Genomic DNA, 18,652 nt, shown 5'->3' on the forward strand with positions numbered 1-18,652 from the left:
TCCGCAGTCGTCCGGCCAGTTGTTCACGTCACGGCACACCTTGAAGTCTTATGGCTTTGCTTACTGCGCATCGATCTTCAAAACCAGGCAAATGGTCCGTAACTGTGGTGGCCGTCCCGTCGACCGTATCGGCCGTTAACTGCCCGGCATGTCACGGTACTTGGGGCAGCGTTTTTCGCCGCGACACAACGCAGCCGCGCCCCCGACCGGAAGAGATCCGGACAGGGGCGCGGCAGTTGGGACCGGTGGTTACAGGCCGAGCTCGACCTCGAACTCGCCGGCCTCCAGGATCGCCTTGACCGTCGACAGGTAACGGGCCGCGTCGGCGCCGTCCACCAGGCGGTGGTCGTAGGAGAGAGCCAGGTAGGTCATGTCACGGATGCCGATGACGGTGCCCTCGGCGGTCTCGATGACCGCCGGACGCTTGACGGTGGCGCCGACACCCAGGATGGCTGCCTGGTTCGGCGGGACGATGACCGTGTCGAACAGCGCACCGCGCGAGCCGGTGTTGCTGACCGTGAAGGTCGCCCCGGACAGCTCGTCGGGGCTGATCTTGCTGGAACGGACCTTGCCGGCCAGCTCCGCGGTCTTCTTCGAGATGCCCGCGAGGTTGAGGCCGCCCGCATCCTTGATGACCGGGGTCATCAGACCCTTCTCGGAGTCCACCGCGATACCGATGTTCTCGGTGTCGAAGTAGGTGATCGTGCCCTCGTCCTCGTTGATTCGGGCGTTGACCACCGGGTGGGCCTTCAGAGCCTGGGCGGCAGCCTTGACGAAGAACGGCATCGGGGACAGCTTGACGCCCTCGCGGGCGGCGAAGCCGTCCTTCGCCTGGTTGCGCAGCTTCATCAGCTTGGTGATGTCCACCTCGACCACGGAGGTCAGCTGAGCCTGGCTGTGCAGGGCCTTCATCATGTTGTCGCCGATGACCTTGCGCATCCGGGTCATCTTGACGGTCTGTCCGCGCAGCGGTGACGACTCCAGCTTCGGCGCCTTGGAAGCGGCGGCGGGAGCGGCGGACGGCGCCGGAGCGGCGGCCTTGGCGGTCTCCGCGGCGGTGATGACGTCCTGCTTGCGGATACGGCCACCGACACCGGTGCCCTTGACCTGGCCCAGGTCGACGCTGTTCTCGGCGGCGAGCTTACGGACCAGGGGGGTCACGTAGGCGCCGTCGTCGCCTGCGGTCGCAGCCGGAGCGGGTGCCGGGGCCGCGGCGGCCGGTGCCGGAGCGGCCGGAGCTGCGGGGGCCGGGGTGGCAGGCGCGGCCGGAGCCGGTGCCTGCTGGGCCGGAGCGGGAGCAGCGGCGGGAGCCGCACCCTTCGCGCCGACCACCGCGAGCTTGGCGCCGACCTCGGCGGTCTCGTCCTCGCCGACCAGGATCTGCAGCAGGGTGCCGGCGACGGGCGAGGGGATCTCGGTGTCGACCTTGTCGGTCGAGACCTCGAGCAGCGGCTCGTCCTCCGCGACCTCGTCCCCGACCTCCTTCAGCCAGCGGGTGACGGTGCCCTCGCTCACGCTCTCACCGAGCGCGGGCAGGACCACGTCGGTGCCCTCGGCGGAACCGCCGGAGGCGGGGGCCGGGGCCTCGGCCTGCGGCTCGGCGGCAGGAGCCGCGGCAGCCGGTTCCGGGGCCGCGGGGGCCTCGGCAGGCGCCTCGGCCGCGGCCGGGGCGGAATCGGCGGCAGGTGCGCCGGTGCCGTCGTCGATGACGGCCAGCTCGGCGCCGACCTCGACGGTCTCGTCCTCGGCGACCTTGATGGCTGACAGAACGCCGGAAGCCGGGGCCGGGATCTCGGTGTCGACCTTGTCGGTCGAGACCTCGAGCAGCGGCTCGTCGGCCTCGACGCGCTCACCCTCGGCCTTCAGCCAGCGGGTGACAGTGCCCTCGGTGACGCTCTCGCCGAGCGCCGGCAGGGTTACGGAAACCGACATGGTTTCAGTTGCTCCTTACGAATGTGCGGAAGTGGTCGTCGCGCCCGGTCATGATCAGTCGTGGGAGTGCAGAGGCTTGCCGGCCAGGGCCAGGTGGGCCTCGCCGAGCGCCTCGCTCTGTGTCGGGTGCGCGTGGATGAGCTGCGCGACCTCGGCCGGCAGAGCCTCCCAGTTGTAGATCAGCTGGGCTTCGCCCACCTGCTCGCCCATACGGTCACCGACCATGTGGACGCCGACCACGGCGCCATCCTTGACCTGCACGAGCTTGATCTCACCCGCGGTCTTGAGGATCTTGCTCTTGCCGTTGCCCGCCAGGTTGTACTTCAGAGCGACGACCTTGTCCGCCCCGTAGATCTCCTTGGCCTTCGCCTCGGAGATGCCCACGGACGCGACCTCCGGGTGGCAGTAGGTCACCTTCGGCACACCGTCGTAGTCGATCGGCACGGTCTTGAGACCGGCGAGACGCTCCGCGACCAGGATGCCCTCGGCGAAGCCGACGTGCGCCAGCTGCAGGGTGGGGACCAGGTCACCGACGGCGGAGATCGTCTCGACGTTGGTACGCATGTACTCGTCGACCAGGACGTAGCCGCGGTCCATCGCGACGCCCTGTTCCTCGTAACCGAGGCCCTGCGAGACCGGTCCGCGGCCGATGGCCACGAGCAGCAGCTCGGCCTCGAACTCCTTGCCGTCGGCCAGGGTGACCTTGACACCGTTCTGGGTGTACTCGGCCTTCTGGAAGAAGGTGCCCAGGTTGAACTTGATGCCCCGCTTGCGGAACGCGCGCTCGAGCAGCTTGGAGCTGTTCTCGTCCTCGATCGGGACGAGGTGCTTCAGGCCCTCGACGATGGTCACGTCGGTGCCGAAGGACTTCCACGCCGAGGCGAACTCGACGCCGATGACGCCGCCGCCCAGGATGATCGCGGACTCGGGGACCCGGTCCAGCGTCAGGGCGTGGTCCGAGGAGATGATGCGGTTGCCGTCGATCTCCAGGCTCGGCAGCGACTTCGGTACGGAGCCGGTGGCGAGCAGGATGTGGCGGCCCTGGACACGCTGGCCGTTCACATCGACCGAGGTGGGGGAGGAGAGACGGCCCTCACCCTCGATGTAGGTCACCTTGCGGGAGGCGACCAGGCCCTGAAGGCCCTTGTAGAGGCCCGCGATCACGTCGTCCTTGTACTTGTGGACGCCCGCGATGTCGATGCCCTCGAAGGTGGTCTTGACCCCGAACTGCTCGCTCTCGCGCGCCTGGTCGGCGATCTCGCCGGCGTGCAGCAGGGCCTTGGTGGGGATGCAGCCGTTGTGCAGGCAGGTGCCGCCGAGCTTGTTCTTCTCGATCAGGGCGACGTCGAGACCAAGCTGCGCTCCGCGCAGCGCCGCGGCGTAACCGCCGCTACCGCCGCCGAGAATCACTAGGTCGAAAACGGTGCTGGCGTCGTTCGCCACGTCACGTCCTCCATGCATGGTGCGCCGGTGCCGGTCTTCCCTGACCGGGCGGCGGCGGGTGTACGGCCGCTTTTTTTTCGGCCCTGTGGTGGGGCCCTGTCCTGCCGAGAACCCATCTTCGCACTTGTCGGGCGCGGACGAGACGCCGGGCCGGAGTGCTGTTCGTCCCACCCGCCGTTCCGCACGGTTGTCCAGGTGTTCAGAGGGATTGATTTCGTTCAAGGCGAACAGGGGTAAAGCCATGGCAAAACCGTACGGCCCCGGGAGACCCGGGGCCGCACGGAATCACACAGAATCAGACCGGGGCGCCGGCTCAGCCGAGCTCGCCCTCGGCGGTGCGCTCCGCCAGCCGCACCAGGGTGCGGATGGCCGAGCCGGTGCCGCCCTTGGGCGTGTAGCCGAACGGACCGGCCTCGTTGAAGGCCGGCCCGGCGATGTCCAGGTGGGCCCAGGTGATGCCCTCGCCGACGAACTCCTTCAGGAACAGGCCGGCCACCAGGCCGCCGCCCATCCGCTCGCCCATGTTGGCGATGTCGGCGGTCGGGGAGTCCATGCCCTTGCGCAGGTCCGCGGGGAGCGGCATGGGCCAGGACGGCTCGCCGACCTCCTCCGCGATCTCGTGCAGCGAGGTACGGAAGGCGTCGTCGTTGGCCATGATGCCGAAGGTGCGGTTGCCGAGGGCGAGCACCATCGCGCCGGTCAGGGTCGCCACGTCGACGATCGCGTCGGGGGTCTCCTCGGACGCCTTCGCCAGGGCGTCGGCCAGGACGAGGCGGCCCTCGGCGTCGGTGTTCAGCACCTCGACGGTCTTGCCGCTGTACATCCGCAGCACGTCACCGGGGCGGGTGGCGGAGCCGGAAGGCATGTTCTCGGCGAGCGCGAGCCAGCCGGTGACATTGACCTGCAGACCGAGCCGCGCGGCGGCGACGACGGCCGCGAACACCGCGGCCGCGCCTGCCATGTCGCACTTCATCGTCTCGTTGTGGCCGGCCGGCTTCAGCGAGATGCCGCCCGAGTCGTAGGTGATGCCCTTGCCGACGAAGGCCAGCGACTTCTCCGCCTTGGAGTGCGTGTAGGACAGCTTCACCAGCCGCGGCGGGGCCTCCGAGCCGACGCCTACGCCGAGGATGCCGCCGTAGCCGCCCTTGGCGAGCGCCTTCTCGTCGAGCACCTGCACCTTGATGCCGTGTTCCTTGCCGGCCGCAGCGGCGACCGCGGCGAAGGCCTCGGGGTCCAGCTCGTTGGGCGGGGTGTTGACCAGGTCGCGGGCCCGGTTGATCTCCTCGGCCACGGCGACCGCGCGCTCCACGGCAGCCTTGTGAGCCTTGTCCCGCGGCTTGGCGCCGAGCACGGTCGCCTCGCCCAGCGGGCCCTTGGCGTCCTTGCCCTTCTCCTGGAAGGCGGTGAAGGCGTACGAACCGAGCAGCGCGCCCTCTCCGATGGCCTGGATGTCCTCGGCGGCCTCGACGGGCAGCACGAAGGCGGCCTTCTTGACGCCGGACAGTGTGCGGGCGGCGACGCCCGCCGCGCGGCGCAGTGTCTCCTCGGCATACGCCTCGTCCTCGTCCGGGACGGGGCCCAGACCGACGGCCAGCACGAGCGGGGCCTTGAGACCGGCGGGGGCGGGGACCTTCGTCGCCTCACCCTCACCGCCGGTGGCGCCCAGGGTCTCCAGAACGGCGGCGAGCTTTCCGTCGAACGCCTTGTCCACGGCCTCGGCGCCGGATGCGACCACGGGGCCCTTGGCGCCCTTCGCCACGCCTACGACGACGGCGTCGGCGCGCAGCGTCGCGGCGCCCGCCGTACTGAGAGTGAGAGCAGTCACGGTAGTGAATTCTCGCTTTCGTTGAGTTCGTTGGTGGCCGGTGGATGGGGCCGCCCCGTCGCAGAGCCTACGCTCGGTGACGGAATACCCCCCACGCGGGATCCGGCCCCGATTGTCCGGGGATACGGTGGCCTGGTCGTCCTGATGCCGTGGCAGGCGGCGTCCGCCGCGTCGCGAGGCCCGGCACGCACGCACGTGCACCTCCACGGGCGGACCCGTCCACGGCACCGGGGCGCGCGGACCGGGCAGGATCCGGACGGGAGTCCCCGGGGCGTGCGTGACGCCGCTGGGCCCGCCCTCCGGGCGGACGCCGCCACGTCCCGGACACGGCCTACCCCAGCGCCAGGACGACCACCGACGCCGTCGCCGCCGTTTCGGCGACAGCGCCGAAGACATCGCCCGTGACCCCGCCGAAACGTCGCACACAGTGCCCGAGCAGGAAGTGCGCAGCGAGCAGCCCGCCCAGTACCGCAAGACCGCCGCGCAGCGCGCCGTACGGCTGGAGGCCGGCACCGAGGCCGGCGCAGCAGGCGGTCACCAGCACAACTGCGCCCAGCGCGGCGGGAGTCGGCACCGCTCCGGCCACCGCGGCTCCCAGGCCGTCGGGGCGGGCCGCCGGCACGCCCGTGCGGCAGGCCAGGGTCAGCGCCAGCCTGGCCGCCAGCGCGGAGACCGCCGCAGCGGACGCACCGTGTGCCCAGCCCGCTGCGTAGAGCCGGTCGAGGGCCGCCACCTGGGCGAGCAGCACGAACAGCAGGGTGATGACACCGAACGGGCCGATGTCGGACTGCTTCATGATCCGCAGCGCGTCCTCGGCGGGCTTCGCACTTCCCAGACCGTCGGCGACGTCGGCCAGGCCGTCCAGATGCAGGCCCCGGGTGAGAACGGCCGGTACCGCCGCGCTCGCCACGGCCGCGAGCAGCGGGCCCGAGCCGGCCAGCAGCAGAACGGCGCCGAGCACCCCGGCGCACAGCCCCACCACGAGACCGGCCAGCGGTGCGCAGAGCATCCCGGAGCGCGCCGCGGCGCGGTCCCAGCGGGTCACCCGGACCGGGAGGACCGTGAGCGTGCCGAAGGCGAAACGTATGCCGTCCATGGCGCGCAGGTTATCCGCCGGCGCTTGTACCCCGGTGCGGGGCGTGCGACCTGCTGCGCGGGGCGGCGGAGCCCGTCCCGGGGGGACCGGCCCCGGATCCGCCGGCAGGCACGCTCGGCGAGCTCCGCGGCGGTCGTCGTGCGCGCCGGGACTACGGGACGGCCCGCACTCCACCGGGACTACGGGAGGCCCTCACTCCACCGGTGACTGCTCCGCGGCGACTCCGGTGGCCGTCTCCACGGCGTCCGCGTTGTCCTTCGCGTCCGCGCCGTCCTCCGCGTCCTCGGCAGGACGCTCCGGAAGCTCGGCCGCGAGCGCGGCGGCCGACTGGACGAGCGGGAGCGCGAGCAGCGCCCCGCTGCCCTCGCCGACCGTCACTCCGAGGTCGAGCAGCGGGGTGAGTGCCATCCGGTCCAGCGCCTTCGCCTGGGCGGGCTCGCCGCTGAGCTGGCCCGCCAGCCAGGAGTCGGGGGCGCGGAAAGCCGCCCGCTGGCCGACCAGCGCGCAGGCAGCGGAGACCACTCCGTCGAGGATCACCGGCATCCTGCGCACCGCGGCCTGCAGCAGGAATCCGGTCATCGCCGCCAGGTCGGCGCCGCCGACCACAGCCAGCAGCTCCAGCTGGTCGCCGAGGACCGGGCGGGCCCGGCGCAGGGCGTCGCGGACGGCGGCACATTTCCGCATCCAGGCGAGATCGTCGATGACTGCGCCACCGCGGCCGGTGACCACCGACGCGTCGGTGCCGCACAGTGCGGCGATCAGGGTGGCGGCGGCCGTGGTGCCGCCGACGCTGAGATCGCCCAGGACGACCAGGTCGGTGCCCGAGTCCGCCTCCTCGTCGGCGATCGCCATGCCCAGCCGTACGGCCTGCTCCGCCTCCTCGGCGGTGAGCGCGTCCTCGATGTCGATCCGGCCGCTGGAGCGCCGCACCCGGTGGCGTACCACTTCGTCGGGCAGCAGAGCGGGGTCGCAGTCGAGCCCCGCGTCGATGATCCGGACCGGCACGCCGAGTCTGCGGGCGAGTACCGCGGAGCTGCTCACGCCGTCGAGCACGGCCCTCACGAGGTGGTGGGCGCCTCCCGCGGGACGGGCCGAGACACCCAGCGTGGCCACCCCGTGGTCGCCGGCGACCAGCACCATACGCACGTTCTCGACGGGCTTGACCGGTACCGCGGACTGCGCGGCCGAGAGCCACTCGCCGAGTTCGTCGAGCCGGCCGAGTGCGCCGGGCGGCACGTTCAGCCGCTCCCGGCGTTCCTCGGCGTCGCGACGTACGCCGCTGTCGGGGCGTTCGATCAGATCGGAGAAGTCGTCGAGATTCAGCGAGCTCATTCGCCGAACAGTACCGGCAGCAGCCCCCGAACCGTGCGCCGAGTCGGCGGACTTCCGGCCGGCCGCCGGTTCAGCCGCGCAGCACGACCGCCTGCCCGGCGACGACCAGCAGCACATGCTCGCATTCATCGGCGAACGCCGCGTTCAGCCGGCCCAGTTCATCGCGGAAGCGCCGCCCGGACGCGGTCGCGGGCACCACCCCGGAGCCGACCTCGTTGCTCACCGCGACGAGGGTGCGGCCCGTGGCCCGCACCGCGGCGACGAGTTCGGCGACCCGCGCGCGCAGCGCACGTTCGCCGCCGGCGGCCCAGCGGTCGTCGTCCCAGGCACCGGCCCGGTCCATCGCATCGGTCAGCCACAGCGAAAGGCAGTCGATCAGCAGAGGCGGCCCGGCCGCGGCGAGAAGCGGCACCAGGTCGCAGGTCTCGTCGGTGCGCCAGGAGCCTGGCCTGCGCTCACGGTGCAGCCCCACCCGGGAAGCCCATTCGGTGTCACCTTCGCGGCTGCCGCCCGTCGCGACGTACACGACCCCGGGAAAGGACTCCAGCCTCCGTTCGGCCTCCAGGGACTTGCCGGAACGTGCCCCGCCCAGTACCAGGGTGCGGCGCGGGAGATCCGGGACCGCGTGGTACTCGCCGACGATCAGTGTCGTGCCGTCCGGCACCGTCCGCGCACCCGCGGCGGCCAGCCGGCGGTCGAGTTCAGGACCCGGTGGGGCGTCGTGGCCGAGATGGGCGGCGATGACATCCGTGGTGGGACCGGCGGCGCCCGCCGCCCGCAGCGCGGCCAGTGCGTCGGGCCGTCCGACGACATCGGCGACGACCATCTCGTACGGGCCTGAGCTGTTCGCCGAGAGCCCGGCGGGAGACCCCCCGGGGGGCAGATAGAGCAGCCGCTCGCCGCCGGGCGACGTGACCTCGTACCCGGTGCCGGGGGAGTCCATCGGCACCGCCCGCACCCGGTGGCCGCTCATCAGGGTGAGCACCCGCCCGTCGGGCACCCGGCCGGCCGACGGGAGCCCGGCGGGCAGTTCCACCGCTGGACCGTCGTGCGGGTGGGTGAGCAGCACCTGGCGCACCCCCGCCAGCGAATGTCCGGCGCGCGCGGCCGCCAGCGCGGCCCCCGGGGTCAGATCGAGCAGCAGCGCGCCGTCCAGGAGCAGCGCCGTCGCGGCGCGCGCCCGGTCGCCGCGGGCACAGGCGCAGACGGCACAGGGGCACTCGGGACGGGGCAGGCCGTCGGGGGCGCCGGTACCGAGGAGAGTGAGTTCCACGAATACGATCCTCCCGCGTCGCCGCTGCCGGTGCTCGCCCGGCTACGCTGCCAGCAGCATCGGATTGGCATCCAGGAGGCGGACATGGCGTGGACGTGGCGGTTCGAGAAGTCGGACGGTACGGAGACACAGCCGGCGGTGGTCCCCGAGGAGTTCACCACGCAGGGTGACGCGGAGTCCTGGATCGGCGAGGCCTGGAAAGAGCTGCTCGAGGGCGGCGCGGACCAGGTGACGCTGTTCGAGGACGCGACCAAGATCTATGGTCCGATGAGTCTGCACGCGGAGCAGCCGGAGGAGGAGCCGGAGTCGGCCTGAGGCCAGGCCTGCTGTCCGGGGGCGAGGCCCCCGGACCCCCCGCTCGCGGACAGCGTCAGCCGCGCACACCGCACAGATGCAGGAGCGCGGCGACCGCCTTGTACGGCTCGGTCCGGCCGGCCCGGTCCTCAGCGGCGAGCAGCCGGTCGAGTTCCTGGGCCGACGGCAGCTCCACCTCGTTTGCCACACCGTCGGTGAAGACCCGCACGCCGTACCAGGCGTGCAACGGGGCCGCGATCCCGGCCAGCGTGGCCGTCACCGCCTCCAGGCGGTCGGCGCGCACGGTGAGACCGAGACGGTTGGTGTAGGTGTCCGTGTCGAAGGCGGCCAGCGTCTCCGGCCAGTCACCGGCCAGGCCGGGCCGCATGGCGAGCGCGTTCGCGTTCCGTACCAGCAGCGAGAGCAGACCCCCGGGCGCCAGCATTCTGGCCAGACCCGCCAGCATCGCGTCCGGTTCCTCCACGTACATCAGCACACCGTGGCAGAGCACCACATCGAAGCTGCCGGGCAGGAAGTGCGCGCCGGTCTCCCGGCCGTCGCCGTCCATCAGCCGCATCCGTTCACGGATGCCTTCCGGCTCGGTGGCCAGGGCATCGCGGGCCACCCTGAGCATCTCCGGGTCGGATTCCAGACCGGTGACCGTGTGCCCGGCCCGGGCCAGGCGCAGGGCCTGGGTGCCCTGGCCCGTACCGACGTCGAGTATCCGCAGCCGCTGTCCGACCGGGAACCGGGCGCCCAGCTGCTCATCCAGCTGGCGGGCGACCAGCTCCTGGCGGACGGTGTTGCGAAGCCCGCCCAGGCCCTTCAGCCACGCGGACGAAGCGCCGGCGAACCCCGGGTAGCCCGTGCTCAGGGCCGCTCTCCCCGCTTGACCTGCGGCTTCGGCAGACGCATCCGGCGCATCTGGAGGGTGCGCATCAGGCCGTAGGCGACGGCGCCACGCTTGGGCTCGTTGGGGAAGCGCTGGTTCAGCTGCTTCTTCAGCCGGAACCAGATACCGATCGAGTCGATGACGATCAGCACGATGACGACGAGCCAGAGCAGCAGCGCGATGTTCTGGACGCCGGGGATCCGGACGATGCTGAGTACCAGAATGATCACCGCGAGCGGCAGGAAGAACTCGGCGAGGCACCAGCGGGAGTCGACGAAGTCGCGGGCGAACCGGCGCGCCTGTCCCTTGTCCCTGGCCGGCAGGTAGCGCTCGTCGCCACTGGCGAGAGCCTCCCGCTGCTTGGCCATGTCCGCACGCCGGACCTCGCGCTGACGCTTGGCGGCCTCCTTGCGGTCGGTCGTCGGAGTGACCGCGCGGCGTCGCTGGGACTGCGCCTCACTCCGCTTGGGGGTGGGGCGACCTTTGGGGGCCTGCGGGTCGCGGGTCTGCTGGGAGAGGTCCGACGTCACCTTGGAGGTGGCGGCCTTCTCTTCATTGGCGCGGCTACGGAACACAAAACCCAAGGGTAAGGGGTACCGCCCACGGGTCCCAGCCCCAGGGGGAACGATCCGGCAACGACGGCTTCCCCTAGAGTCACCTACTCCCTGCGCGGGAGTGGATTCCGGTGCAGGTCGTCCTGGAGGAGGAGCGCATCCGCTCCGGAACAGTGCGGTAATGGATGCAGGGCCCGTAGTCTGGGTTCAAGTGCTGGAGCCGTAGTCCGTCAGAAGGGGGCGCGCGAAGCCCATGAGCGGTGTCATGAAGCGTATGGGGATGATCTTCCGCGCGAAGGCCAACAAGGCCCTGGACCGGGCCGAGGATCCGCGCGAGACTCTCGATTACTCGTACCAGAAGCAGCTTGAGCTGCTCCAGAAGGTACGCCGTGGGGTCGCCGACGTGGCGACCTCGCGCAAGCGTCTCGAACTGCAGCTGAACCAGTTGCAGGGCCAGTCCTCGAAGCTGGAGGACCAGGGCCGCAAGGCCCTCGCGCTGGGGCGTGAGGATCTGGCCCGCGAGGCGCTCTCGCGCCGCGCCGCGCTGCAGCAGCAGGTCACGGACCTGGAGACGCAGCACCAGACGCTGCAGGGCGAGGAGGAGAAGCTCACCCTCGCCGCCCAGCGTCTGCAGGCCAAGGTCGACGCCTTCCGTACGAAGAAGGAGACCATCAAGGCCACCTACACGGCGGCCCAGGCGCAGACCCGGATCGCCGAATCCTTCTCGGGAATCTCCGAGGAGATGGGTGACGTCGGTCAGGCGATCGCGCGGGCCGAGGACAAGACCGCCCAGCTGCAGGCCAGGGCCGGTGCGATCGACGAACTGCTTGCGTCGGGTGCCCTGGACGACCAGTCCGGGATGGGCAAGGACGACATCTCCGCTGAGCTGGACCGCATCTCCGGTGGTACCGATGTGGAGCTGGAGCTGCAGCGCATGAAGGCCGAACTGGCCGGCGGATCGTCGTCGTCGCAGCAGGCCATCGAGGGCGGTCAGCCGCAGGACCAGGCCCACCCGAAGTTCGACAAGCAGTAGGGAAGCGTCATGATCGTACGGATCATGGGTGAAGGCCAGATGGAGCTGGCCGACAGCCACTTCACGGAGCTCAACAAGCTGGACGACGAGCTGCTCGCCGTAATGCAGAACGGTGACGAGGACGGCTTCCGCCGCACTTTTCATGCCCTGCTCGACAAGGTGCGGGAGCTCGGAGCTCCGGTGCCGGACGACTCCCTGGCCCCGTCGGAGCTGATCCTGCCCCCGGTGGACGCCACTCTCGAGGAAGTCAGGGCCATGCTCAACGAGGACGGCCTGATCCCCGGCTGAAGCTTTTTCCGGCTGGTCGCAGGCCCGTTCCGGTCGCTTCGGCGCCCCGCATCCCTCCGGGTGCGGGGCGCCGTGCTGTGTGTTCCAGGACTCCTCCTGTACCGGGAACATGCCGAGCGGTATGACCACGCCCCGGCACGCCGTACCGTTGCTCGACGTGAGTGACCCGTCGAAGGCCGGTACCGGCTACGTGCGCACCGTCGCCTGGCTGCGCGCCCATCCGCCGGCGTTCGACGCCGGCCTGGCCCTCGGCGTGCTGATCTGCATGGTCGCCGGTTCGTTCGCGGACACCAGCGGCCCCGCCGGGCCCACCTTCGGCACCAGGTCCCCGGATCTCCGCAGCCTCCTCCTGATGCTGCTCGGCGCGGCGGCTCTCATCCTCAGACGGCGCCGGCCCATGGAGGTACTCGCCGTCACGGGCGCGGTCACCATCATCGAGCTCGTCTTCGGTGAGCCTCCCGCTCCGGTGGCGATGAGCGCGGTCATCGCTCTCTTCACGGTCGCCGCCCGTACCGACCGGCCCACCACGTGGCGGGTCGGGCTGCTGACCATGGGTCTGCTGACGGCGTTCGCGATGTGCTTCAGCGACACCCCCTGGTACTCCCAGGAGAACGTCGGGATCTTCGCCTGGACCGGCATGGCCGCCGCGGCGGGCGACGCCGTACGCAGCCGGCGGGCCTTCGTCGACGCCATCCGCGAGCGCGCCGAGCGTGCCGAGCGCAGCCGGGACGAGGAGGCCAGACGCAGGGTCGCGGAGGAGCGGCTGCGGATCGCCCGTGACCTCCATGACGTGGTCGCCCACCACATCGCGCTGGTGAACGTCCAGGCAGGGGTGGCGGCCCATGTCATGGACAAACGCCCCGATCAGGCCAAGGAGGCGCTCGGGCACGTCCGGGAGGCCAGTCGCTCCGCCCTGAACGAACTGCGCGCCACCGTGGGCCTGTTGCGCCAGTCCGGCGACCCGGAGGCGCCCACCGAACCGGCCCCCGGCCTCGCCGTGCTCAACGATCTGGTCGACACCTTCCGCAACGCGGGGCTGCCGGTGGAGGTCGCCTGCAACAACGAGGGCACGGGGATGCCGGCGGCCGTGGACCTGGCCGCGTACCGGATCATCCAGGAGGCGCTGACCAATGTGCAGAAGCACGCGGGACCGGATGCCAAGGCCGAGGTGAGCGTGGTACGCGTCGGACCGGCCGTCGAGGTCACCGTCCTCGACAACGGCAGAGCCGCGGGCAGCGGTGATACGCCACCGTCCGCAGGCGGCGCGCGGGAGGGAATCGACGGCGGGGGCCACGGGCTCATCGGCATGCGCGAGCGTGCCACGGCCCTGCGGGGTTCGTGCACGGCAGGGCCCCGATACGGCGGTGGTTTCCGGGTCCAGGCGATACTTCCGGTCACGGCAGGCACGGGGGAGGACGCATGACGATCAGGGTTTTGCTCGCCGATGATCAGACGCTGCTGCGCAGCGCGTTCCGGGTTCTGGTGGACTCCGAGCCCGACATGGAGGTCGTGGGGGAGGCGGCCGACGGCGCGCAGGCGGTGGCGCTCGCCCGGTCCGAGGCGGCCGACGTCGTCCTGATGGACATCAGGATGCCCGGTACCGACGGCCTCGCGGCCACCAGAATGATCAGCGCCGACCCGGAACTCGCCGGTGTGCGGGTGGTCATGCTCACCACCTTCGAGGTGGACGAGTACGTGGTCCAGTCCCTGCGGGCGGGGGCGTCGGGTTTCCTCGGCAAGGGTGCCGAACCGGACGAACTGCTCAATGCCATCCGCATCGCGGCGGCAGGTGAAGCGCTGCTCTCCCCGGTCGCCACCAAGGGCCTCATCGCCCGGTTCCTCGCCCAGGGCGGCAGTGCGGACCCGGGAGACCCGGAGGCGTACGCGGGGCGGCTCGACGCCCTGACGGTGCGGGAGCGCGAGGTGCTCGTCCAGGTCGGCGGCGGTCACTCCAACGACGAGATCGCGGAACTGCTGACGGTCAGCCCGCTCACCGTCAAGACGCATGTGAACAGGGCGATGGCGAAGCTCGGTGCCCGCGACCGGTCCCAATTGGTGGTAATCGCCTATGAATCGGGCCTGGTCCACCCAAGGGCGTAGTGGCGGCGTACTCCACCTGCTGTATGTGCCGGATAAGGAAAGGCACCTGGGAGCGAGGAATCCGGGTCCACCGGTGGCCGAAGGTATAGGTGGGGCACATGTGCCCGTCATTCCCGCATGCCACACCTGCTTCGTACGCCACAGAAGAGAGACCCCATGTCCTGGCTGTCCAGATTCAGCCTCGCGCAACGGGCCCTGATCGGGCTGATATCGATCGTCGCCGTCGTCTTCGGCGCGATTGCCATCCCGCAGCTCAAGCAGCAGCTGCTGCCCACCATCGAACTGCCGATGGTGTCGGTGCTCGCCCCCTATCAGGGAGCGTCCCCCGATGTGGTCGAGAAGCAGGTCGTCGAGCCGCTCGAGGACACCATCAAGGCTGTCGACGGCATCAAGGGGGTGACCTCGACGGCGAGTGAGGGCAACGCCGTCATCATGGCCCAGTTCGACTACGGCAACGGCTCCAAGCAGCTGGTCGCCGACGTGCAGCAGGCCGTGAACCGGGCCAGGGTCAATCTCCCCGACGAGGTCGACCCGCAGGTCGTGGCCGGCTCGACGGACGACATCCCGACCGTCGTACTCGCCGTCACATCGGACAAGGACCAGCAGGCACTCGCCGACCAGCTCGACCGCTCGGTCGTCCCCGTCCTCCAGGACATCGACGGCGTCGGCCGGGTCAGCGTCGACGGTGTGCAGGACCTTCAGGTCACCGTCACCCCCGACGACGGGAAGCTGGCCGCCGCCGGGCTGAACGCGGCCTCCCTCGGCCAGGCCCTGCAGGCGAACGGCGCCACCCTGCCCGCCGGTTCGTTCTCCGAGAACGGCAGGAGCCGCACGATCCAGGTCGGAGGCGGCTACACCTCGCTCAAGCAGATCGAGGACCTGCGGGTCACCGGCCAGGCCGCGCCGGGCAAGCCCGCGGCGAAGCCGGTTCGTCTCGGCGACATCGCCAAGGTCGCCGAGCAGCCCTCCACCGCGGTCTCCATCACCCGGACCGACGGCAGGCCCAGCCTCTCCGTCGCCCTGACGATGGATCAGGACGGCAGCGCGGTCGCCGTGTCGAACGCGGTGGAGGACAAGCTTCCCGGTCTGCGCAAGACCCTCGGCTCGGGCAGCGACCTCAAGGTCATCTTCGACCAGGGCCCCTCCGTGTCGAAGTCGATCTCGGGACTCACCACCGAGGGTGCGCTCGGCCTGCTCTTCGCCGTGATCATCATCCTGGTCTTCCTGGCCTCGCTCCGCTCCACCCTGGTCACGGCGCTCTCCATCCCGCTCTCGGTGCTGCTCGCGCTGATCGTGCTGTGGACCCGTGATCTGTCGCTGAACATCCTCACCCTCGGCGCGCTGACCATCGCGATCGGCCGGGTCGTCGACGACTCGATCGTGGTGCTCGAGAACATCAAGCGGCATCTGGGCTACGGGGAGGAACGTCACGCGGCGATCACCACGGCGGTCAAGGAGGTCGCCGGAGCGGTCACCTCGTCGACCCTCACCACCGTCGCGGTCTTCCTGCCGATCGGCCTGGTCGGCGGCATGGTGGGCCAGCTGTTCGGTTCGTTCTCCATCACGGTCACCGCGGCGCTGCTCGCATCGCTGCTGGTGTCACTCACCGTGGTCCCGGTCTTCTCGTACTGGTTCCTGCGCGCCCCCAAGGGCTCGGCGGGCGCCGACCCGGCGGAACTGCGCCGCAGGGCCGAGGCGAAGGAGGAACGCAGCCGCCTCCAGCGCGCCTACGTCCCGGTGCTCCGCTTCGCGACCCGGCGCCGCGTCACCAGCCTGGTGATCGCCGCCGCGGTGCTGATCGGCACGTTCGCTATGGCTCCGCTGCTCAAGACCAACTTCTTCGACCAGGGCGACCAGGACACCCTGTCGCTGACCCAGAAGCTGTCCCCCGGCACCAGCCTCGAGGCGGCGGACACCGCGGCCAAGAAGGTCGAGACGATGCTGGACGGCATCGACACGGTCAAGGACTACCAGGTCACGGTCGGCTCCTCCGGATTCGCCGCAGCCTTCGGCGGTGGCACGGGCGCCAACCAGGCCTCGTACCAGGTGACGCTGAAGGACGCGTCGGACTACGACGCCACCCAGGACCGCATCGAAAAGGGCCTGGCCGGGCTCGACGGTATCGGCGAGGCTTCCATCGGCAGTGGCGGCGGCTTCGGCAGCCAGGATCTGAGCGTGGTGGTCAAGGCCGGCGACGGTGACACCCTGAAAAAGGCGTCCGAGCAGGTACGCGCCGCGGTGGCCGGGCTCGACCACGTAAAGGACGTGCAGAGCGACCTGTCGCAGAGCGTCCCCCGGATCTCGGTGAAGGCCAACGCCAGGGCCGCAGCGGCGGGCTTCAACGAGACCACCCTCGGTGCCGCCGTGGGCCAGGCGGTGCGCGGCACCACATCGGGCAAGGCGATCCTCGACGACACCGAGCGTGATGTCGTGGTGAAGTCGGCGCACCCGGCCACCACGCTCGCCGAGCTGAAGAAGCTGAATCTCGGAGCGGTCAGGCTCGGCGACATCGCCACGGTGAAGCTGGTGCCGGGACCGGTCTCGATGACCCGGATCGACGGCGCCCGCGCCGCGACGATCAAGGCGACGCCGACCGGGGACAACACCGGCGCGGTCTCCACCGCTCTGCAGAGCAGGATCAGCACGGTGAAGAAGGCGCTCCCGGCGGGCGCCACCGTCGAGATCGGCGGTGTCTCGTCGGACCAGAGCGACGCGTTCAAGAACCTGGCGCTGGCCATGCTGGCGGCCGTCGCGATCGTCTTCATGCTGCTGGTGGGCACCTTCCGCTCGTTGGTCCAGCCGCTGATCCTGCTGGTCTCGATCCCCTTCGCGGCCACCGGCGCGATCGGACTGCTGCTGGTCACCGGTACCCCGATGGGCGTTCCGGCGATGATCGGCATGCTGATGCTGATCGGCATCGTGGTCACCAACGCCATCGTGCTGATCGACCTGATCAACCAGTACCGCTCGCAGGGACTGGGCGTGGTCGAGGCAGTGGTCGAGGGCGGCAGGCACCGTTTGCGGCCGATCCTGATGACCGCACTGGCGACGATCTTCGCGTTGCTGCCGATGGCACTCGGTGTCACCGGCGAAGGCGGCTTCATCTCGCAGCCCCTCGCCGTGGTGGTGATCGGCGGTCTGATCACATCGACGCTGCTGACGCTGCTTCTGGTGCCGACGCTCTATGCGCTGGTCGAGCTGCGCAAGGAGCGCCGGGCGGACAAGAAGGCGGCGAAGCGGGCGAAGAAGGCGGGGATCGCCGGTCAGCCCGGCGCGGACTCGTCCTCGGACGAGCCGGAGCCGGTGAACGTCTGACCGCACGCCCCGTATGACGAAGGCCCCCGCACCGCCGAACATGTCGAACGGTGCGGGGGCCTCCGTATCACCCGGGGCGTCTGCTACGGCAGCGCCAGCATCTGCTCCAAGGCCTGCTTGGCGTACTTCTCCGTCTCCGGGTCGACCTCGATCCGGTTGACCAGCTTCCCCTCGGCGAGCGACTCCAGCGTCCACACCAGATGCGGCAGGTCGATACGGTTCATCGTCGAGCAGAAGCACACCGTCCTGTCGAGGAAGACGATCTCCTTGTCCGGGTGGGCGTTGGCCACCCGCTGGACCAGGTTCAGTTCGGTGCCGATCGCCCATTTCGAGCCGGCCGGGGCTGCGTCGAGGGCCTTGATGATGTACTCGGTCGAGCCGACCTCGTCCGCCGCCGTCACGACCTCGTGCTTGCACTCGGGGTGGACCAGCACGCGTACTCCGGGGATCCGCTCCCGCACGTCGTTGACCGAGTCCAGCGAGAAGCGGCCGTGCACCGAGCAGTGTCCGCGCCAGAGGATCATCTTCGCGTCCCGCAGCTGTTCGACGGTGAGGCCGCCGTTGGGCTTGTGGGGGTTGTAGAGGACGCAGTCGTCGAGCGACAGTCCCAGATCCCGGACCGCGGTGTTGCGGCCCAGGTGCTGGTCCGGCAGGAAGAGGACCTTCTCGCCCTGCTCGAAGGCCCAGTTCAGGGCCTTCTCGGCGTTGGAGGACGTGCAGATCGTGCCACCGTGCCGGCCGGTGAAGGCCTTGATGTCGGCGGAGGAGTTCATGTACGAGACCGGGACGACCTGCTCGGCCACACCGGCCTCGGTCAGCACGTCCCAGCACTCGGCGACCTGCTCGGCGGTGGCCATGTCGGCCATCGAGCAGCCGGCGGCCAGGTCGGGCAGCACGACCTTCTGGCCGTCCGAGGTGAGGATGTCCGCCGATTCGGCCATGAAGTGCACGCCGCAGAAGACGATGTACTCGGCTTCCGGCCTGGCGGCCGCGTCCCGGGCGAGCTTGAAGGAGTCACCGGTGACGTCGGCGAACTGGATGACCTCGTCACGCTGGTAGTGGTGGCCGAGCACGAAGACCTTGTCCCCGAGCTTCTCCTTGGCCGCGCGGGCGCGCTCCACCAGGTCCGGGTCGGAGGGGGACGGCAGGTCGCCCGGACACTCGACGCCGCGCTCGCTCCTCGGGTCGGCCTCGCGGCCGAGGAGCAGCAGGGCCAGGGGCGACGGCTGGACATCAAGGGACTGGGCGGTGGTCACGACACGCACCCTTTCTTCT

The 18,652-nt window shown here is 70.4% G+C and carries 15 protein-coding genes; 6 read left to right on the top strand and 9 right to left on the bottom strand.

Annotated features, from left to right (window positions below; genetic code table 11):
* Nucleotides 1-249: 249 nt before the first annotated feature.
* The 6 genes from sucB to OHS16_RS23355 form a co-directional block, all read right to left on the bottom strand.
* On the bottom strand, nucleotides 250-1,932 hold the full coding sequence (sucB, locus tag OHS16_RS23330) for a 2-oxoglutarate dehydrogenase, E2 component, dihydrolipoamide succinyltransferase (RefSeq protein WP_328539189.1): 1,683 nt from the start codon (nucleotides 1,930-1,932) through the stop codon (nucleotides 250-252).
* A 54-nt stretch (nucleotides 1,933-1,986) separates the two neighbouring features.
* A complete protein-coding gene (lpdA, locus tag OHS16_RS23335; protein WP_328539190.1) occupies nucleotides 1,987-3,375 on the bottom strand; it encodes a dihydrolipoyl dehydrogenase in 1,389 nt (462 codons plus the stop codon).
* A 313-nt stretch (nucleotides 3,376-3,688) separates the two neighbouring features.
* A complete protein-coding gene (locus tag OHS16_RS23340; protein ID WP_328539191.1) occupies nucleotides 3,689-5,200 on the bottom strand; it encodes a leucyl aminopeptidase in 1,512 nt (503 codons plus the stop codon).
* A 331-nt stretch (nucleotides 5,201-5,531) separates the two neighbouring features.
* Complete coding sequence (locus OHS16_RS23345; protein WP_443042680.1) at nucleotides 5,532-6,296, bottom strand: adenosylcobinamide-GDP ribazoletransferase; 765 nt, start codon at nucleotides 6,294-6,296, stop codon at nucleotides 5,532-5,534.
* Between the two features lie 192 nt (nucleotides 6,297-6,488).
* Nucleotides 6,489-7,628, bottom strand: coding sequence for a nicotinate-nucleotide--dimethylbenzimidazole phosphoribosyltransferase (cobT, locus tag OHS16_RS23350; protein ID WP_328539192.1), 1,140 nt, complete (start codon nucleotides 7,626-7,628; stop codon nucleotides 6,489-6,491).
* A 70-nt stretch (nucleotides 7,629-7,698) separates the two neighbouring features.
* Nucleotides 7,699-8,901: a bifunctional adenosylcobinamide kinase/adenosylcobinamide-phosphate guanylyltransferase gene (locus tag OHS16_RS23355; RefSeq protein ID WP_328539193.1), complete on the bottom strand. Its 1,203-nt coding sequence runs from the start codon at nucleotides 8,899-8,901 to the stop codon at nucleotides 7,699-7,701.
* 84 nt (nucleotides 8,902-8,985) lie between these two features.
* Here OHS16_RS23355 and OHS16_RS23360 point away from each other — a divergent pair, with 84 nt between their 5' ends.
* Nucleotides 8,986-9,216: a hypothetical protein gene (locus tag OHS16_RS23360; RefSeq protein ID WP_328539194.1), complete on the top strand. Its 231-nt coding sequence runs from the start codon at nucleotides 8,986-8,988 to the stop codon at nucleotides 9,214-9,216.
* A gap of 55 nt (nucleotides 9,217-9,271) precedes the next feature.
* Here the strand turns inward: OHS16_RS23360 and OHS16_RS23365 are convergent, their stop codons facing one another.
* On the bottom strand, nucleotides 9,272-10,024 hold the full coding sequence (locus OHS16_RS23365) for a methyltransferase domain-containing protein (RefSeq protein ID WP_328540957.1): 753 nt from the start codon (nucleotides 10,022-10,024) through the stop codon (nucleotides 9,272-9,274).
* A 41-nt stretch (nucleotides 10,025-10,065) separates the two neighbouring features.
* Nucleotides 10,066-10,662 carry a DUF3043 domain-containing protein gene (locus OHS16_RS23370; protein WP_328539195.1) on the bottom strand — a complete coding sequence of 199 codons (597 nt, stop codon included), beginning with the start codon at nucleotides 10,660-10,662 and terminating at the stop codon, nucleotides 10,066-10,068.
* Nucleotides 10,663-10,894: 232 nt separating this feature from the next.
* On the opposite strand from OHS16_RS23370, the gene OHS16_RS23375 reads away from it, so the two are divergent.
* The 5 genes from OHS16_RS23375 (at nucleotide 10,895) to OHS16_RS23395 (ending at nucleotide 17,377) form a co-directional block, all read left to right on the top strand.
* On the top strand, nucleotides 10,895-11,674 hold the full coding sequence (locus tag OHS16_RS23375) for a PspA/IM30 family protein (protein ID WP_328539196.1): 780 nt from the start codon (nucleotides 10,895-10,897) through the stop codon (nucleotides 11,672-11,674).
* A 9-nt stretch (nucleotides 11,675-11,683) separates the two neighbouring features.
* Nucleotides 11,684-11,962, top strand: a complete 279-nt coding sequence (gene pspAA / locus OHS16_RS23380; protein ID WP_328539197.1) for a PspA-associated protein PspAA — start codon at nucleotides 11,684-11,686, stop codon at nucleotides 11,960-11,962.
* 121 nt (nucleotides 11,963-12,083) lie between these two features.
* On the top strand, nucleotides 12,084-13,385 hold the full coding sequence (locus OHS16_RS23385) for a sensor histidine kinase (RefSeq protein ID WP_328539198.1): 1,302 nt from the start codon (nucleotides 12,084-12,086) through the stop codon (nucleotides 13,383-13,385).
* Nucleotides 13,382-14,062, top strand: a complete 681-nt coding sequence (locus OHS16_RS23390) for a response regulator transcription factor (protein ID WP_328539199.1) — start codon at nucleotides 13,382-13,384, stop codon at nucleotides 14,060-14,062. The genes OHS16_RS23385 and OHS16_RS23390 overlap by 4 nt, the downstream gene beginning before the upstream one ends.
* A gap of 156 nt (nucleotides 14,063-14,218) precedes the next feature.
* Nucleotides 14,219-17,377 (top strand): efflux RND transporter permease subunit, encoded by a 3,159-nt coding sequence (locus tag OHS16_RS23395; RefSeq protein WP_328539200.1) that lies wholly within the window; start codon nucleotides 14,219-14,221, stop codon nucleotides 17,375-17,377.
* Nucleotides 17,378-17,460: 83 nt separating this feature from the next.
* Here the strand turns inward: OHS16_RS23395 and nadA are convergent, their stop codons facing one another.
* Nucleotides 17,461-18,642: a quinolinate synthase NadA gene (nadA, locus tag OHS16_RS23400; protein ID WP_328539201.1), complete on the bottom strand. Its 1,182-nt coding sequence runs from the start codon at nucleotides 18,640-18,642 to the stop codon at nucleotides 17,461-17,463.
* Nucleotides 18,643-18,652 lie beyond the last annotated feature (10 nt).

The sequence above is a fragment of the Streptomyces sp. NBC_00344 genome (assembly GCF_036088315.1).
Taxonomy (GTDB): domain Bacteria; phylum Actinomycetota; class Actinomycetes; order Streptomycetales; family Streptomycetaceae; genus Streptomyces.

Bases quoted from the DNA above. Each gene is read 5' to 3' on its own strand.
- OHS16_RS23375 (WP_328539196.1), top strand. From the start codon at position 10,895: ATGAGCGGTGTCATGAAGCGTATGGGGATGATCTTCCGCGCGAAGGCC.
- OHS16_RS23390 (WP_328539199.1), top strand. From the start codon at position 13,382: ATGACGATCAGGGTTTTGCTCGCCGATGATCAGACGCTGCTGCGCAGC.
- sucB (WP_328539189.1), bottom strand. From the start codon at position 1,932: ATGTCGGTTTCCGTAACCCTGCCGGCGCTCGGCGAGAGCGTCACCGAG.
- OHS16_RS23395 (WP_328539200.1), top strand. From the start codon at position 14,219: ATGTCCTGGCTGTCCAGATTCAGCCTCGCGCAACGGGCCCTGATCGGG.
- cobT (WP_328539192.1), bottom strand. From the start codon at position 7,628: ATGAGCTCGCTGAATCTCGACGACTTCTCCGATCTGATCGAACGCCCC.
- OHS16_RS23345 (WP_443042680.1), bottom strand. From the start codon at position 6,296: ATGGACGGCATACGTTTCGCCTTCGGCACGCTCACGGTCCTCCCGGTC.
- OHS16_RS23385 (WP_328539198.1), top strand. From the start codon at position 12,084: ATGACCACGCCCCGGCACGCCGTACCGTTGCTCGACGTGAGTGACCCG.
- pspAA (WP_328539197.1), top strand. From the start codon at position 11,684: ATGATCGTACGGATCATGGGTGAAGGCCAGATGGAGCTGGCCGACAGC.
- OHS16_RS23360 (WP_328539194.1), top strand. From the start codon at position 8,986: ATGGCGTGGACGTGGCGGTTCGAGAAGTCGGACGGTACGGAGACACAG.